We start from the raw sequence: 17,767 nt of genomic DNA, 5'->3' as shown, positions 1-17,767 counted from the left end.
CGGGCGCCGCCGTCGCGCGCGCGCTCGCCGCGCTCGGCTATGCGGTGCAGGTGGTCAGCGACTGGCGCCGCTTCGACGCGGTCGAGTCGCTGTCCGCGCGCGTCATCGAAGGCTTGCGTCATGCGAATCTGCATCGCGCCGCCAGTAGCGCGATCGGACCCTGCGCGCGTACGACGCTCTGGAACGGTGCCCTGCAAACGCTTAACGCGGAGTTTCTCGTCGAGCGCCGCGCGTTCGATCAAGCGCTGCGCGACGACCTGCGCAGCGTGGGCGTCGACGTGATCGAAGCGAATGTGCGGACGCTGCAGTCGTCGTCGAGCGGACACGATCTGATGATCGATACCGCCGACGGTCCGCTTTCGCTGCGCGCCGATTTTCTCGTCGAAGCGCGCGGGCGGCTCGCGCCGCTCATGCGCGACGCCACGCGCGGCCCGCAAACGCTCAGTCTGCTCAATAGCTGGGACGGCCAGCCCGGTCGCGCGGCTTGCGCGGTCGAAAGCCTGCAGGACGGCTGGGCGTGGATGGCGCGCCTGCCCGACGGCCGCTGTTACTGGCAGATGACGCTCGACGTGGCGAGCGCGGAACTACCGCAACGCGACGAGCTGCTCGCGTTTTGCGCGCGCATGCGCCACGCGCCGCTCGCCAGCGACTTCTTCGCGGGCGACACCGACACCGACGCGCGACTCTACGCGCGCAGCAGCACGGCCACGCTCTGCGGACGCACGGCCGCGAGCAACTGGCTGCGCGTCGGCGACGCGGCCATGGCCGTCGATCCGCTCGCGGGCAACGGCATCTTCCAGTCGCTCTCCACGGCTTTGCAGGCGCCCGCCGTGATCCACACGCTGCTGTGCTGCCCCGAACGTGCGCCACTTGCGCTGCGCTTTCATCAGCAGCGTATCGAGCAGTTGTTCACGCGATTCGCGCGCGCCGGACGCGACGTCTACGCGCTCGAACTGCGCTGGGCCTTGCGTCCGTTCTGGGAAACGCGCCGCTTCTGGCCCGACGACGAACCTTCGCAATCGAGCGCCGATTTTAGCCAGCTCGTGATCGAACGCGCGCCCGTGATCGACGGCGATCTGATCGCCGAGGCCGAGGTGGTCGTCACGCCGGATCAGCCGCTCGGCGTCTGGCATCTGCAAGGCGTGCCGCTCGCGCCCATCGTCGAAGCCTTGCGCAAGCAGCCGGCCGAACAGGTGCTCAAATCGCTCGATGCCGAGCAGGCGCGCATGGTGCGCCACTGGCTTTCCGCGCACGGCTATCCGCAGCCTCCGCAGCCTTCGGTGTGAAGATTCGGTGTGAACATTCGGCACCGCGTTTAAAGTCTTCGATTCCGTCACACGTCCGACATTTCCATCACGCGAACTGAAACGCCTCGCGCGTTTGTTTCGCAAATGTGCACATGCACAGCTCGCGGACGCGAAATGCGCACGATGGCGCCATCGCTTTCGCATCCTCTCTATACTCGTGCGCGTGTCCGGGCCAGTCTGCCGCGCACGTAAGCATCCGTCTGATCACGCAGAGTTCCGCCACCGCTCGCCGTCTTCGCCACGCCGCCACGCGGCGCGCCAGACCTCGCGGCCAGGGCGTGACTTCCTCGCTGTTTTTCTTCCCCGCTTGAACCAGGAGAGTTGCAGATGAGCACGTTCACCACTCGCGATGGCACGTCGATTTTCTACAAGGACTGGGGCAGCGGACGCCCGGTCGTCTTCTCGCACGGCTGGCCGTTGTCCGCCGATGCGTGGGACGCGCAGATGCTCTTTCTCGTGCAGAAAGGCTTTCGCACCATCGCTCACGATCGGCGCGGCCACGGCCGTTCGGATCAGCCCGCCAAGGGCAACGACATGGACACCTGGGCCGACGATCTCGCCGAGTTGCTCGACAAGCTCGACGTGAAAGACGCCACGCTCGTCGGCCATTCGACGGGCGGCGGCGAAGTCGCGCATTACATCGGCCGTCACGGCACGAAGCGCGTGGCGGGCGCGGTGCTGATCGGCGCGGTGCCGCCCATCATGATCAAGAGCGACAAGAATCCCGGCGGCCTGCCGAAGGAAGTGTTCGACAACATCCGCAAGGGCGTCTTGGACAATCGCTCGCAATTCTTCCAAGATCTCGCGCTGCCGTTCTACGGCTTCAATCGCGAAGGCGCGAAAGTCTCGCAGGGCACGATCGATTCGTTCTGGCAGCAAGGCATGTGGGGCGGCATCCTCGCGCTCTACGAATGCGTGCACGAATTCTCGGAAGTCGATTACACCGAGGATCTGAAGAAGTTCGACGTGCCCACGCTGATCCTGCACGGCGACGACGACCAGATCGTGCCGATCGACGACGCGGGCAAGCTCTCGGCGAAGATCGTCAAGGACGCCACGCTCAAGATCTATCCGGGCGCACCGCACGGCATGTGCACGACGGAAGCCGACAAGGTCAACGCGGATCTGCTGGCGTTTTTGAATCGCGGATAACGCGTGTTCGGCGCGTGGCCGGGACGACACATCGGTGGCGTCGCGACCACGCGCGGCAGCATGGCGACTTCGCGCTGAACGTTCGCGAACAAGCGTCTGATGCGCTCAGAAATAGATCGTCGCCGTAATCGTGTCGCTATAACTGCCCGGCGCGGGCGTGGTCTGCGAAGGCACGAGTCCATACACCGTGAACACCTGCTGCGTGCCGCTTCCTGTTCCTGCCGCGGTCGCGGTGCTGCCTGTGCCGTCGCCCCACGCGCTGCTATATCCGGAATCCAGATAGAGCTGATAATTCACCGATCCGCCGCCTCCGGATCGCGCCATCGTGCGCGCCGCGACATTGCCGCTCGCGCCGCTGTTCAACGCGATCTTGAACGCATCGCCATTCGTGCATTGCGCCGTGATCGAGCCGTTCGCGTGCAAGGCCGAGCTGAGCACGCCCGCTGATCCGAACGCCACATTCGTCGCGCTGATGTTGCAGTTATTGATGACCGTGGCCGTCGACGAAAACGGAAACGTGCCTTGCGTCGCGGTCAGCGTGGCGCAGGTCGGCGCGATCAACGTATAGAAGCCGTAATTGATCGACGTGGTATTGCCGCCGAAACCCTGCGTATAGACCGTGCTCGCATTGTTCACGGTCGGCACCGTCGGTTGCGCCGATGCGATCTGTCCATACACGGTGACGGTCGTGCTCAGCGACGTCCCGCTCGGCTTGCTCATCGTGAGCGAGATCGGCGTGCCGTTCGAATAAATCGATCCCCAGGTCTGCGTATGGCCGGCATCGCGATAGAGATCGTAGTTCATCGAATTCGAGCCGTTCGTGAGCGCACGCGGACTCGTTCCGCCGAGATTGAGGCACACGAGCACATCGGGCGTGAGCGTGATCGCGGACCACGTGCAGGTCACGCTGATCGTGCTCGTGGTGGTGAACGCCGTGCCCGCGATCGGGCTCACGTTGCCGAACGACACCGGCGTGGCCGTCGCCGTGCACGCTTCCGCGTGAGCGCCGCGCGCCGCGAAGCCGAGCGTCAGGCACAGCACGAGCATCATCAATACGCGTCTCATGGCGCCGTTCCCGCGCCACCGGCGCTCGACAGCGGACACACCAGCGGCCCGATGGTTTGCAGCGTCTCGCCCTTGCCGGCCTGCCACGCAAACGCGACTTCGCAATGCTTGTCGCCGCTTTGAATCTGCAGATGGTTGTCCGATGAGAGTCCGTCGACGAAGGTGATGCCGTCGTAACCCACGATGGTGTCGTGGCCGCTTTCCACGTGATGCACGCGCGCGCCCGCGGGCAAGGGCTTGCCGTCCGCGTCGTGAACGATGATCGACGCCGCGCGATAACGCGTCACCGCGAAATGCGCGAGCACGCCCGATTGCGCTTGCGGCACGATGTCTTTCGACGTATCGGCGATGCGCGCGTCGGCGGGCAGATTCATCGTGTCGATGGCGAGCTGGTTGTGCTGATACGCGTTGAGATCGGGAATCAGCAGATGGCCGCCGCCGTCCGTCAAGCCGATCACGCGATTCTCGTGCAGCACGGGAATGCCCGCGACGCCATCGGTCGACACGAGCGCGAAGCCGTCGTCGATACGGCGCGCGGGTTCGACCGTGCCGTCCATCAGCACGAGCGAGCCGGTCAGATCGAGCGAGCCGATGGTCTGGCTGCCCACCTGCTGCACGGCGGCCGTCGCTTCGCCGTAGCGGCCGAGATATTGCAGCTGGCCCTGGCGGAACTGCGTCGAGCCCGTGCCGCCGTTCTGCACGCCCCAACCCCAGCCGCCGCTGTAATCGGGCGGCTGCAGCGCGTTGACGTTCCAGGTGGACGCGCCGTCCTGGCGGCCGACAGTCGCGTTGATCGACGTGTTGTGGCCGAGTCCGATGCTCGCCGAGAGCAGCACGCCGCGCGAATCGCGCTGGCGAAAATCCTGGTACGCGCTCAGGTTCAGCGACACCAGATTGCCGAAGTTGAACGTCCACGACACCGAGCCGATCTGCGAAACCGGCGCCGAGGGGATCTTGTAGCCGATATAGCTCACCGAAAACGTCTGGTTGCGCAGGAAGGGAATCGCGAGCGTCACGCGGTCGGTCGTGGTCGGAATGGGCGTGCCGTCGCGCGCGGCCAGATCGCCGTAATTGCCGAACGCGCGAATCGATTGCGCGTCGATCGAAAAACGCGGCGACACGAACTGATAGCCGATGCTCAACTGCGTGCCCGAGAGCTTGCCCACGCTGCCCGACACCGACCCGTTGAGCACGCCCGCCGTGCCGAGTCCGAACAGCGCGCCGCCGCCCGCGTTGAAGAGACCCGGCGTGGTTTCGCCGTGCGCTTCGAGCGTGAGGTGATCGTTCACACCATAACGCCACGACGCGCTCACGGCGGGCCGCGAATCGTAGTCGAACGAATCGAGACCGTAATTGCGGCGCAAAAAGCCCGCTTCGAACGAATAGCTCGACAGGCCCGTCGCCATCAGCCGCGTATCCACGTAGAGCGGCACCGAGGCCGAAATCGTGCGGCCGAGCGCATCGTGCGTGATGACCGTCGCCTGACCCGCGCCCGTGATGCCCGGCACATCGTTGATGATGAACGGCCCGCTCGGCACCGTGCCCGAATACTGGCGCACGCTGTTGATGTACAGATCGACCGAGGTCGGCACCACGGCGCTGCCCGGCAACGCGGGCACGGGAAACGTCACGAGGTCGGGGCGCAGCGCGAAGTTGCTGCGCCACTGGAAACCGGCGATGCGGATCGCGCGCGTCCACGCGAGCGAGGACGTGATCGTGTCGCCGAACTGCGTGGTGCTCAGGTTCGCGGGATTCGACATGCTCCACGAGGTGTCGTAGCGCACGTACTCGTCGCGGTCGCGATAGAAGTACGCCACGCCCGTGTTGCTGAACACGCCGCGCGGATCGAAGTAGCGCTCCTCGCTCCAGAGCGCGAATTCGTTGGCCGAGCCGGTCTGCGCGAAGGCGTCGTAGTTGAACACGAGGCCGCGCGCGGACGTCGCGTTCGGCGTGGCCGCGACTTCGCGCGTGTCGAACTGGAAGGGCTTGCGGATGGCGTTCGGAATCTGCAGATCGAGGCTCTGGCGCGTGGGATCGTAGCGATAACGCAGGCCCGGCAGCGAGTCGAGATCGACGTTCGCATCGGGCGCGATATGCAGTTGCGCCGTGTCCACGCCCACGGCGTCCAGGTCCTGGCCGCTCGCGAACAGATGCCCGCCCAGTTGCCGGAAATGAACGATCTGGGTCGTGCGCTGGCCGTTCACATCGACTTCGAGATAAAGGTCACGCGAGTCCTGCGCGCCCGCGTTGATCAACTGCCCCTGCGCATGCGCAGCGGCGCTGACGAAAGCGAACGCCACGGCGGCCGCCACGACCGCCATGCGCCTCGCCCGGCGATGACGGGACGCGCCTCGAATTCGTTTCATTCTGCGTCGTTCGTTTCATGTCTTCCGGCCCGCGCCTTGCGGCGACATACGGCCTCCTCCTTCACTGCGGCCCGCGCGCGCCTCCCGAGCGGCGCGCAGCCGTTCCCTGCCCTGATTGCGCGAAACGCGCTCATCCACCCTGCTCGATCGCCACCGCGTCTTCCACCGGCTGCGTGTTGACCGTGGCGCGCACCTTCATGCGGCCGATCTTCGCGTCGGGCGGCACCGGCACATTCCACTGCCGGCCCTGATGCCCGAGCGCATAGCCGAGCAGCCCGTGCGTCACGTCCCAGCTATGACCGGAGTCGTCGAAAAGCTGCACCGCCGAAATCTGCGCGCGCCGCTGACCCGCGTTGTCGGCGCGCAGCGCATAACCGTGCGCGCCGTGCACGAGCCGCCACGTCAACAAAGGCGGCGCCATGCCGCCGCGCGGCTCGACGAACACGGGCACCGAGTAGCGCAGGCGGATCGTCACGCCGTCCGCGTTCGCGGTGCCCGGCGCGGGCAATTCGTCGATCAGCAGGCGGTAGCTCAGTTCGGCGTTCGCGTTATCCGCCGATGCGGGCGCGCTCGCGCCACTGGCGGCGTTCGCCACATTCGCCGTGCCTGCCGCATTCACGCGCACGAGCCGCACGAGTTGATCGCCATGCGGCGCGATCTCGATGAGCGGCGGACTCGCGATGACGTCGGCGGTGGGCGTGAGCACGTCGTCGCCGTCGGCCTGCGCCCAGTGGAACACGCGCACCTGACCGTAGAGCGGCGTATCGCCGGGATTGCGCAGCGTGAGCCCGGTAGCGTTCTCGCTCGCGGAGAACTCGATCGTCACCGGCGAGATCTGCAGCGTGGCCGCGAATGCGCCGCCTGCGAACGCCCACAGCCACGCCGCCGCGAACGCGGCACAACCCGCCCGGCGCGCGCTCAAAAGTAGACCGTCGCGGTGACCGTGGTCTGGTAGGTGTCCGGTTTCGGCGTGGATTGCGCCGGCACCTGGCCGTACACCGTGAGCGTCTGCGCGGAGCCGGTGCCCGTGCCGGCCACCGTGTTGGTGCCCTGCGTATTGCCCCAGATCGTCGTGCGCCCCGCGTCCTGATAGAGCTGGAAGCCGACGGTGGTCGTGGTGTTGCCGGTGGCCGTGCCCGCCATCAGACGGCTCGCGACCGTGGACCCGGTGACGTTGCCGCCGTCGAGGCCCACGTTATACGGCGTCGTGTTCGTGCAGGTGACGCTCAGCGTGGTCTGCTGGTTGATGGCCGTGGCCAGCACGCCGTTCGTGCCGAAGGCCAGCGGATTGGCAGCGATCGCGCAGTTCGCTTGCAGCGTGAGCGTGACGTTGAAGGTCGCCGTGGCGGTGCCGTTGGAATACACGGCGGCGTCGGCCAGCGGCACGAAAGGCACCACGGGCAAGCCTGCAAGCGCCAAGCCGAGCGCGACGGAAGTGAGATTTTTGCGTTTCATCGACCTTGCTCCTGCATGCCAATCCGCGTGAGCGAATCACATCGGAAAACGGGGAAGAAAAACGGATTCGATAAGCAATTTATACGAAGAACGTCACTTTACCTTTAACGGAATTACATTTTGTTACAGTTTGCGCATGCGATGCAGATAAGCTCAGTAAGACCTGCCTGACTTAATGCTTCTTTAATCGATATCAGTAGAACTTACGCGCGACATTATGCGCAACCGATGCGTTATCGAGGCGCGCACGGCACCACGCCGCTTTCAGGATGTTCCATGCAGCAAGGGCTATTACGGATATTTTCGGGAACGCATATTGCGCGCTTAAAGCGCTTATTCGGCACAATTCTTTAAAGACGAAACCGGCGCATTCGATCACAAAAAACGCAATGCGATTTAAATCTCATTGCGTTTTAGATAAAGCCGGATTTCGTGCTCAGTGAGTATTTACATTTGCGCCGATTCAGCGCTCATTCAGCATCGCTTTGCACTATCACTTTGCGCGCCATCACTTTGCCAATGCGCCCACTTGCTGCAGGAAAGTGAGGTTGTCTTCGATATGCCAGTTATCGGTGATCTTGCCGTCGCGAATGCGGTAGATATCCGTCGCGATGAAATCGACCGGCTGGCCCTTGCCTTGCACGCCGTTGAACGTACCGGTGAAGTGCCCCGTGAAATGCAGGTGCGTCACCACGCGGTCGCCGGCCACCACCATCTGCTCGATGTCGGCGTGCACGTCGGGCACTGCGGTATGAAACACCTTCGACGCCGCGAGCGGACCCGCCACGCCTTGCGGACGTCCCGCGGGCAACGTGCGGTCGATGAAATCCGGCGCGAGCGCGGCGCGCGCCTGTGCTTCGTCGCCGGTGCTCCAGAACGTGTCGTAGAGGCGCGCGGCGTGAATCTGCTGCTCGCGCTGCTGCGCGGGCAGGCTGCCGTCGACGATCAGTTCGCGCGGCTGCGCAAGCTCGCCGCTCGCGGCACTCGCAGCAAGCGCGGGTGCGGCGACGCCGAGCGAAGCGGCGAAGACGGCTGCGATAGCGGCGGCGGACAAGCAGTTAGACGTCGTCATGATGGGCTCCAGGTCGTGGGCGAGGTGCGTCTCGCGTTGCAGTGACGTCATTCTGCGTACCGCCGCAGCCTTTGATAATGAGTCCGTCGATGGAAGGATTTTCAAGAAATTCAGAAAGATAACGAAAGGCTGGGCAAGTTCCGCACGATCGTTCGCTAACGTTTGCGTCCTCGCGAACCCTTGCCTGGCGTGCGTCCCCGCTTTCGGCCCTTTTCCTTACGGTCTGATTTCAAAGGAATTTCAGTAGTTCCTTAAAAATATTTTAGCTTTGCCCTAAATATGGTCAGACGAATGTCGATAAGGAGGAGACGCCCGCGTCAGATCAGCCGCCGTAGATGCTGCTCGCCGCGCCACGTCCTCCCTGGTCAAATCGGTACAGACGCATGACACTTACGATCAGAGCGCGGATTGCGCTCACCTTCGCACTTCTCGCCGCCCTGCTCACCGTTTCCGGCGTACTGGGCTTCATCAGCACGGAAAAGGCGAACAGCGCGAACCGCGATACCTATCGCAACAAGCTCGCCGAATCCACGGCGATCGACAACGCGGAGATCTACATCGCGCGCACGCGTCTCGTGCTCGACCGCGTGGCGCTGCATCCGGAAGCGCCCACGGTCCCCGACCAGCTGCAGCGCGCCGCGGGCTTCTTCAAGAACTCCGACGAGTGGTGGGGCAAGTTCCAGCAGATGCCGCACGAGCCGGACGAACTGCCGCTGATCGCGAAGACCACCGAGCGCCGCACTAACATGCGCGACGCCGTCTCGGCCTTCACGAAGGCGCTGCAATCGGGCGACAAGACGACGGCCGACAACATCGCGATGACGCAGCTCTCCGATCTCTACAGCGCGATGAGCGCCGCGAACAACGAGGTCAAGAAGCACCTCTACGAGAACGCGAAGACGCGCTACGAGCAGGCTGAGTCGAACTTCTACATGTTCTCGACGATCAGCGCCGTGATGGTGGTGCTCGGTCTCGTGGCCGCCGGCCTCGGCTGGATCATGCTGAGCCGCGCGATCATGACGCCGCTGAACTATGCGCTCGACAGCCTCCAGCAGATTTCGGGCGGCAATCTGAGCCAGACCGTGCGCGCCAATCGCAACGACGAAATGGGCACGCTGCTGGAAAGCATCGAAAAGACCCGCAAGGAACTCGGCGGCGTGACGGGCGCGGTGCGCTCGGGCAGCGAGTCGGTGTCGGTGGCCACGCGCCAGATCGCGGCGGGCATGATCGATCTGTCCGCGCGCACGGAAGAACAGGCCGCGTCGCTGCAGGAAACGGCCGCCAGCATGAACGAGCTGACCTCGGCGGTGAAGCAGAACACCGACAACGCGCGCACCGGCAGCGACCTCGCGCAGACCGCCGCCAGCGTCGCGGCGCGCGGCACCGAAGTCGTGCAGCAGGTCGTGAACACGATGGACGAGATCGAAGGCAGCTCGCGCAAGATCTCCGACATCACGGCGATGATCGAAGGCATCGCGTTCCAGACCAATATTCTCGCGCTCAACGCGGCCGTGGAAGCGGCGCGCGCCGGCGAGCAGGGCCGCGGCTTCGCCGTGGTCGCAAGCGAAGTGCGCTCGCTCGCGCAACGTTCGGCAGCGGCGGCGAAGGAGATCAAGGATCTGATCGCCAACTCGGTCGAGACCGTTTCGCACGGCACGAATCTCGTGTCGTCGGCGGGCGCGACGATGTCCGAACTGCATACGGCGGTCGAGCGCGTCACCGCGATCATGAACGAAATCGCTTCGGCTTCGGAGCAGCAGCAAAGCGGCATCGAGCAGGTCGACACCGCCGTCACGCAGATGGACGAAGTCACGCAGCAGAACGCCGCGCTCGTCGAACAGGTGACGGCCGCCGCGCAGGCGCTCGACACGCAGTCGAGCAAGCTCAGCAGCACCGTGCAGGTCTTCCGCGTCGCTTGATGCGGACTGGCGTGGCGCGTTTCCGGCAGGCTGGAAAACGCGCCACGCCGGATCGGCTGTATTGAACGCCACGCATCAGCTTCGTTTTAACCAGGCAACATCCAGGCATCACCCGCAGCACCCAGGCAGCACCCACTAGCAACACACGCGCGTCATCGCGGCCTGCGCAGCGCTGCACCGCCACGCCGCCGACTGCACGCACCCCACGCCACTCGCTGGAGTCCCCCTATCATGACATCGCCTGACAAGGCGGGCCGCCGCTCGTTCCTCAAAGGATCGATTGCGATCGTACCCGTCGCCGCCGTCGGCACGGCCTCCGCCGTGCTGCGTCCCACCGCGGACGACATCAAGCGCTCCGCGCCGCCGCCCGACACCCCCGCCCAGGAAAACTATCAGCCCGGCTATTTCACGCCCGACGAATGGGCCTTCGTGAACGCCGCGTGCGACTGCCTGATCCCGAAGGATCACGTCGGCCCCGGCGCCGTCGAACTGGGCGTGCCGCAATACATCGACCGTCAACTGCAAACCGGTTACGGCGACGCTTCGCGCTGGTATATGCAAGGCCCCTTCCAGAAGGGCGCGCCCGAGTTCGGCTATCAGTCGAAGCTCACGCCGAAGGAACAGTATCGCCTCGGCATCCGCGCGATCGATGCTTATTGCAAGGCGCATTTCGGCGGCAAGACCTTCGCGCAGCTCGACAAGGAAAAACAGATCGCATTCCTGAAGGATGTCGAAGGCGGCAAGATCCAGGACGACTTCAACGTCAAGTCCTTCTTCAGCGGCTTCCTGCTCAAGAACACCATGGAAGGCTTCTTCGGCGACCCGATGTACGGCGGCAACAAGGACATGGGCGCGTGGAAGATGATCGGCTATCCGGGCGCGCGCGCGGATTACGTCGAGTGGGTCAGCGAATCGAAACCCTATCCGTATGGCCCGGTCAGCCAGTACGGAAAGCGAGGTTAAAAGAATATGGCAACAGTGAAAAAGAAGGCCGTTGATGCCGTGATCGTCGGCTTCGGCTGGACCGGCTCGATCATGGCGATGGAATTGTGCAGCGCGGGCCTCGATGTGGTCGCGCTCGAACGCGGCGACGGCCGCGACACGATTCCGAATTTCGCCTATCCGCAGATCGTCGACGAGATCAAGTATTCCGCGCGCAACGCGCTGCTGCAGAATCTCTCGAAGACGACCGTCACCACGCGTCACACGAAGAACGACACGGCCCTGCCCTATCGTCAGATCGGCTCGTTCAAACCGGGCGAAGGCGTCGGCGGCGCGGGCACGCACTGGTCGGGCGTGCAGTCGCGCGTGACGCCGGAAGAGCTGCGTCTCTACAGCCGCGTGAAGGAACGCTACGGCGAGAAGTTCATCCCCGAAGGCATGCAGCTGCAGGACTGGGGCGTGACCTACGACGAACTCGAACCGCATTTCGATCGCTGGGAATATGTGTGCGGCACCTCGGGCCGCGCGGGCAACATCAAGGGCAAGCCGCAGGAAGGCGGCAATCCGTTCGAAGCGTATCGCTCGCGTGAATTCCCGCTGCCGCCGCTGCCCGATCACCCGACCGGACGTCTGTTCGCCAAGGCCGCGCGCGAGCTCGGCTACAAGCCGTTCGCGCTGCCCGCCGGCAACGCCTCGGGCGCGTACACGAACGAGTACGGCTGCCAGCTAGGCCCGTGCAACTTCTGCGGCTTCTGCAGCGACTACGGCTGCCTGAACTACTCGAAGGCCTCGCCGCAAACCGCCATCATTCCGGCGCTGCTGCGCAAGCCCAATTTCGAACTGCGCGTGAATTCGCACGTGCTGCGCGTCGAACTCGACAAGGACGGCAAGCAGGCCACCGGCGTCACCTATATCGACGCTCAGGGCAACGAAGTCTTCCAGCCCGCCAACATGGTCGTGCTGGGCGCGTTCCAGTTGCACAACATCCGTCTGATGCTGTCGTCGAAGATCGGCACGCCGTACAACGTCGATACCGGCGAAGGCACCGTGGGCCGCAACTTCTGCTACCAGGTGCTCAACAGCGTCAACATGTTCTGGGACAAGGACGTCTACATCAACCAGTTCATGGGCGCGGGCGGCGGCGGTCAGGCGATCGAAGAGTTCAACGCGGACAACTTCGATCACAGCAAGCTCGGCTTCATCGGCGGCGGCATCATCTGGGGTCGCCAGACCGGTAACGGTCCGGTGCGCGGTATTCCGCTGCCCAAGGGCACGCCCAAGTGGGGCGGCGAGTGGAAGCAGGCCGTGGCGGACAATTTCCTGCACACGGGCCGCATCGAATCGCAGATCAGCAACATGGCGTATCGCGGCTGCTTCGCCGACCTCGATCCGACCTACAAGGACGCCTACGGCGAGCCGCTGCTGCGCATCACGCTCGACTGGCAGGACAACGATCTGCGCGCCTCGGAATACGTGGCCGGCAAGATGATGGAGATCGGCAAACAGATGAACCCGAAGAGCATCTCGGGCCGCATTCTGAAGCCGGGCGCGCACTGGGACACGCGCGCGTACCAGAGCACGCACGTGAACGGCGGCACGTCGATGGGCGCCGATCCGAAGACCTCGGTGGTCAACAAGTACCTGCAAAGCTGGGACGTCTCGAACGTGTTCGTGCTGGGCGCGAGCGTGTTCGCGCACGGCATCGGCTACAACCCGACCGGCCTCGTCGGCGGTCTGGCGTACTGGGCCGCGGCGAATATCCGCGAACGTTATTTGAAGAACCCCGGCCCGATGGTCCAGGTTTGAGGAGCCACACGACATGCGCAAACTTTCTGTAGCACTCGTCGCGGTCGTGGTGGTGGTGGGCGGCCTGTGGGCCGGCAGCCGCTCGAAGCCCGCCGTGACCATCGACCCGCAGGCGCTCGCCGCGCCGGGCAACGCCGCACGCGGCGAATACCTCGCGCGCGCGGGCGACTGCATGGCCTGCCACACCGCCAAGGGCGGCGCGCCGTTCGCGGGCGGCGTGCCGCTCGCGACGCCGCTGGGCGCCGTGTATTCGACCAACATCACGCCCGATAAGGCGCACGGCATCGGCGACTGGAGCTTCGACGACTTCGTGCTGGCGATGCGCGAAGGCGTGACGCCGAAGGGCCGCCATCTGTATCCGGCGATGCCCTACACGTCGTATGCGAAGGTCAGCGACGCCGACCTGAAGGACCTGTACGCGTACTTCACGAACCAGGTCGCCGCCTCGCCGCAGCCGAACACGCCCTCGGACATTCCGTGGCCGCTGAACACGCGCTGGCCGCTGGCGTACTGGAACCGCGTCTTCCACGACGACGCGCGCTTCAAGTCCGACGACGCGCACAGCGTCGAATGGAACCGCGGCGCGTACCTCGTGCAAGGCCTCGCGCACTGCGGCACCTGCCACACGCCGCGCGGCGTGGGCTTCCAGGAAGTCGACCTGAGCGGCCTGAGCGCGCGCTACCTGAGCGGCGCGAAGATCGACGGCAGCGCGCCGGTCAATCTGCGCGGCGACAAGGGCGTGGGCCTCGGCGACTGGAAGGAAGAGGACATCGTGGCGCTGCTGAAGACGGGCCGCAACGCGCACTCGGCCGTGACGGGTCCGATGGGCGAAGTGGTCGAGCACAGCACGCAGCATCTGACCGATGCCGACCTGCACGCGATCGCGGTGTACCTGAAGAGCCTGACGCCGGCCTCGACCGACGCAGCCGCGCCCGCCTACAAGGCCGACGACGCGACGCTCACGGCAATCATGACGGGCCACGCGAACGACGTGGGCTCGCGCATCTACATCGACAGCTGCGCGGCCTGCCACCGCCAGAACGGTGAAGGCGCGGCGCGCGTGTTCCCGTCGCTGGCGAACAACCCGTCGGTACTGGCCGAGCATCCGGACTCGCTGATCGCGGTGATTCTGGCGGGCTCGCGCCTGCCGTCGACCGCATCGGCGCCGGCGCCGCTGGCGATGCCGCCGTTCGCATGGCGCTACGACGACGACGAAGTCGCGCAACTGGCGACCTTCGTGCGATCGGCGTGGGGCAACCATGCAAGCGCGGTGAGCGCGGATGATGTGAAGCGCGTACGGGCGCAGATGGGCCTGGAAGCGAAGCGGTAAAAAGGCGGTAAAAAAGCAGTAAACACCGGCAAACCAAGGGTTTGCCGGTGTTCCTCACGGCGCGCGCAGCGCCGCCGGATGGATGACGGCTTTGTCACTCAGTACAAGGGTGCGAGAAGCCGGACGCTCCTACACCATTCCCCATAAACGGCAGTTTGCGGACGGCGTCACACTAGCGGTGTGAGCGGCTTTCTTTTGCCTACTTTTCTTTGCCGCTGCAAAGAAAAGTAGGTGCCGCCCCGCACAGGGGCGACGCTTGCAGACCGACAAGAAACCCAGTTCAGCGCCCACCCCAAGCCAAGATCCCTATAATCAAAGCGAGAAAGCAACCACCAACCGCAGCCGAGGACGCCCATGTACATCGCCATGAACCGCTTCAAAGTCGCGCTGGGATCGGAACCCGCATTTGAAGAAGTCTGGAAGAACCGCGACACGCACCTGAAGACGGTCCCGGGCTTCATCGAATTCCACCTGCTGAAGGGCCCACAACGCGAAGACCACACGCTGTACGCGAGCCACACGATCTGGTCGAACCACGCTGCATTTGAAGACTGGACGCGTTCGGACGCCTTTCGCGCGGCGCACCGCAATGCGGGCAACGCGAGTGAGAGTCGGCCGCTCTACCTGAGCCACCCGGAATTCGAGGGTTTTGAAGTCGTGCAGACGGTGAAATAGCGCGCCAGACGCGACCACGCACGACCACCCGCGACCAAAACACGCCCCCAAAAACCGGCTAAAAACTTCACACCCACCCAGCCAAACTTACACAAAGCGGGGCACCACCAACCCCGCCAATCCAGCAAGAATCCCGCGCCCACGCGCATCCCCCGGCCTGCTCACCCTTGGCCCGGACCTTGCTTCCACTTCTCATCGGTTGATCGACCGACCGCCCTCCGCCCACCAGGCAAGCGTCAGCGCCGCCCCTCCACGAGAGCCCATGAAGAAGAAGACCGCCACTGCCATCGCCGAGGGCCAGCCGTTTCCGCTCGGCGCGACCTGGACCGGACGCGGCGTCAACTTCGCGCTCTTTTCGGCGCACGCGACCAAGGTCGAACTCTGCCTTTTCGACGCGACGGGCCTGCGCGAAATCGAGCGCATCGTGCTGCCCGAATACACCGACGAAGTCTGGCACGTCTTCGTGCCCGACCTGCAGCCGGGCGCGATCTACGGCTACCGCGTGCACGGCCCGTACGAACCGCAAGCCGGCCATCGCTTCAATCCGAACAAGCTGCTGCTCGATCCCTACGCGAAGGCGCACGTGGGCGCGCTCAACTGGCACCCGTCCGTGTTCGGCTACACGCTCGATCACCCCGACGCCGACCTGTCCTTCGACACGCGCGACAGCGCCCGCTACGTGCCGCGCTGCCGCGTCGTCGATCAGACCTTCAGCTGGCACCATCCGCTGCGCGAGCGCGTGCCGCGCGAACGCGCGATCGTCTACGAAACGCACGTGCGCGGCTACACGATGCGCCACCCCGACGTGCCCGAGGGCGAACGCGGCACCTTCGCGGGCCTCGCGCATCCGAAGGTGCTCGAATACATCCGCGAACTCGGCGTGACTTCGCTCGAGCTGATGCCGATCCAGACCTTCGTGAACGACTCGCATCTGCTCGAACGCGGCCTCACGAACTACTGGGGCTACAACACGATCGGCTTCTTCGCGCCCGATCCGCGCTATTCGGTCGGCGCGCAAGGCTCGATCGACGAGTTCAAGAACATGGTGGACCGGCTTCACCAGTCGGGGCTCGAAGTGCTACTCGACGTGGTCTACAACCACACGGCCGAAGGCAGCGAGCTCGGTCCCACGCTGTCGTTTCGCGGCATCGACAACGCCTCGTACTATCGCCTGCTGCCCGACAATCCGCGCTATCACATCAACGATACGGGCACCGGCAACACGCTCAATCTCTCGCATCCGCGCGTGCTGCAGATGGTCACGGACAGCCTGCGTTACTGGGTGCTCGAAATGGGCGTCGACGGCTTCCGCTTCGACCTCGCGACCATCCTCGGACGCGAACCCGATGGCTTCGACGAAGGCGGCGGCTTTCTCGACAGCTGCCGCCAGGACCCGATTCTCGCCAGCGTCAAACTGATCGCCGAGCCGTGGGACTGCGGTCCCGGCGGCTATCAGGTCGGCGGCTTCCCGCCGGGCTGGGCCGAGTGGAACGACCGCTTTCGCGACACCGTGCGCGCCTGGTGGAAGGGCGACGAAGGCAAGGCCGCCGACCTCGCCACGCGCCTCGCCGCCTCCGCCGACAAGTTCAACCGGCGCGGCCGCCGTCCGTGGTCGAGCGTCAACTTCGTGACCGCGCACGACGGCTTCACGCTGCACGATCTCGTCTCGTACAACGATCGCCACAACGAGGCCAACGGCGAAGAAAACCGCGACGGCCACGGCGACAATCTCTCGTGGAATTGCGGCGCCGAAGGCCCGACCGACGACGCCGAGATCCGCGCGCTGCGCGAGCGCCAGAAACGCAATTTCCTCGCCACGCTGCTGCTCTCGCAAGGCACGCCGATGCTGCTGGCCGGCGACGAATTCGGGCGCACGCAGCAGGGCAACAACAACGCGTATTGCCAGGACAACGCGATCAGCTGGGTCGACTGGGACGGCATCGGCGACGAAGGCCGCGCGCTCACCGACTTCGTGCGCAAGCTCACCACGCTGCGCCGCGCGCTGCCGGTCTTGCGCCGCAACCGCTTTCTCAGCGGCGAGCACAACGAGGCGCTCGGCGTCACCGACGTCGAATGGCTCTCGCCCGCGGGCGTGCCGCTCACGGACGAACAATGGGGCGATGCGCAGATGCGCTGCTTCGGCATGCTGATCGACGGCCGTTCGCAGACGAGCGGCATCATGCGGCTCGCCTCCGACGCCACGCTCCTCATCGTGCTCAACGCCTATCACGACGTGGTCGATTTCACACTGCCCTCGGTGCCCGGCAACGACCAGTGGAGCTGCCTCATCGACACCAACATGCCCGTGCGCGACGAGCTGCCGGAATTCGAAGCCGGCGACGTCTATCAGGTCACGGGCCGCTCGCTGCTGCTGTTCGCGCTGCACGCACGCGGCGCGACCAAACGCGTCTTCGAGCGGCTCGAAGAGGACCTGACCGCATGAGCGTGAATCCGACCACCAATACGTCAAACAACACGTCAAACAATACGTCAACCGACTGCGCGCGCGAGCCGATCCACCTGCCCGGCAGCATCCAGCCGCACGGCTATCTGGCGAGTCTCGACGACGCGGGCCGCATCGTGCAGCTCAGCGCCAATTTCGGCGCGCTCGCGGGGACCACGGCCGACGCGCTGATCGGCGCGCCGCTCGCGCGGCTCGTCGGCGAACCGGCGGCGCG

At 64.9% G+C, this 17,767-nt stretch carries 14 protein-coding genes; 9 read left to right on the top strand and 5 right to left on the bottom strand.

From position 1 onward, the window contains the following. Positions 1-1,286: FAD-dependent oxidoreductase (locus G3N97_RS26015; RefSeq protein WP_205995944.1), on the top strand; the 1,286-nt coding region annotated here is incomplete at its 5' end. 348 nt (positions 1,287-1,634) lie between these two features. Beyond that, entirely contained in the window at positions 1,635-2,459 is an 825-nt protein-coding gene (locus tag G3N97_RS26010; protein ID WP_205995943.1) for an alpha/beta hydrolase, read from the top strand. Between the two features lie 105 nt (positions 2,460-2,564). Here the strand turns inward: G3N97_RS26010 and G3N97_RS26005 are convergent, their stop codons facing one another. The 5 genes from G3N97_RS26005 to G3N97_RS25985 form a co-directional block, all read right to left on the bottom strand. Next, positions 2,565-3,524, bottom strand: a complete 960-nt coding sequence (locus G3N97_RS26005) for a spore coat U domain-containing protein (protein ID WP_205995942.1) — start codon at positions 3,522-3,524, stop codon at positions 2,565-2,567. Then, entirely contained in the window at positions 3,521-5,845 is a 2,325-nt protein-coding gene (locus G3N97_RS26000; protein ID WP_205995941.1) for a fimbria/pilus outer membrane usher protein, read from the bottom strand. Before G3N97_RS26000 ends, G3N97_RS26005 begins: the two co-directional genes overlap by 4 nt. 175 nt (positions 5,846-6,020) lie before the next feature. Continuing rightward, entirely contained in the window at positions 6,021-6,812 is a 792-nt protein-coding gene (locus tag G3N97_RS25995) for a fimbria/pilus periplasmic chaperone (protein ID WP_205995940.1), read from the bottom strand. After that, positions 6,809-7,345 carry a spore coat U domain-containing protein gene (locus tag G3N97_RS25990; RefSeq protein WP_205995939.1) on the bottom strand — a complete coding sequence of 179 codons (537 nt, stop codon included), beginning with the start codon at positions 7,343-7,345 and terminating at the stop codon, positions 6,809-6,811. Before G3N97_RS25990 ends, G3N97_RS25995 begins: the two co-directional genes overlap by 4 nt. 508 nt (positions 7,346-7,853) lie before the next feature. Then, positions 7,854-8,417: an ester cyclase gene (locus G3N97_RS25985; protein WP_205995938.1), complete on the bottom strand. Its 564-nt coding sequence runs from the start codon at positions 8,415-8,417 to the stop codon at positions 7,854-7,856. Between the two features lie 383 nt (positions 8,418-8,800). Between G3N97_RS25985 and G3N97_RS40020 the strand changes: the two genes are divergently transcribed. The 7 genes from G3N97_RS40020 to G3N97_RS25950 all read left to right on the top strand — a co-directional run. Next, positions 8,801-10,336: a methyl-accepting chemotaxis protein gene (locus G3N97_RS40020; RefSeq protein WP_205995937.1), complete on the top strand. Its 1,536-nt coding sequence runs from the start codon at positions 8,801-8,803 to the stop codon at positions 10,334-10,336. A gap of 231 nt (positions 10,337-10,567) precedes the next feature. Then, positions 10,568-11,299: a gluconate 2-dehydrogenase subunit 3 family protein gene (locus G3N97_RS25975; RefSeq protein WP_205995936.1), complete on the top strand. Its 732-nt coding sequence runs from the start codon at positions 10,568-10,570 to the stop codon at positions 11,297-11,299. Between the two features lie 6 nt (positions 11,300-11,305). Continuing rightward, positions 11,306-13,084: a GMC family oxidoreductase gene (locus tag G3N97_RS25970; RefSeq protein WP_205995935.1), complete on the top strand. Its 1,779-nt coding sequence runs from the start codon at positions 11,306-11,308 to the stop codon at positions 13,082-13,084. Positions 13,085-13,097: 13 nt separating this feature from the next. Then, complete coding sequence (locus G3N97_RS25965) at positions 13,098-14,414, top strand: cytochrome c (protein ID WP_205995934.1); 1,317 nt, start codon at positions 13,098-13,100, stop codon at positions 14,412-14,414. A 354-nt stretch (positions 14,415-14,768) separates the two neighbouring features. Further along, complete coding sequence (locus G3N97_RS25960; protein ID WP_205995933.1) at positions 14,769-15,089, top strand: antibiotic biosynthesis monooxygenase; 321 nt, start codon at positions 14,769-14,771, stop codon at positions 15,087-15,089. A gap of 262 nt (positions 15,090-15,351) precedes the next feature. After that, a complete protein-coding gene (gene glgX, locus G3N97_RS25955) occupies positions 15,352-17,532 on the top strand; it encodes a glycogen debranching protein GlgX (protein ID WP_205995932.1) in 2,181 nt (726 codons plus the stop codon). Continuing rightward, on the top strand, positions 17,529-17,767 hold a 239-nt coding region (locus tag G3N97_RS25950; protein ID WP_205995931.1), incomplete at its 3' end, for a hypothetical protein. The genes glgX and G3N97_RS25950, both read left to right, overlap by 4 nt.

The organism is Paraburkholderia sp. Ac-20347 (assembly GCF_017104805.1).
GTDB classification, from domain to species: domain Bacteria; phylum Pseudomonadota; class Gammaproteobacteria; order Burkholderiales; family Burkholderiaceae; genus Paraburkholderia; species Paraburkholderia tropica.
This window is presented reverse-complemented; position numbering and strand designations above follow the sequence as displayed.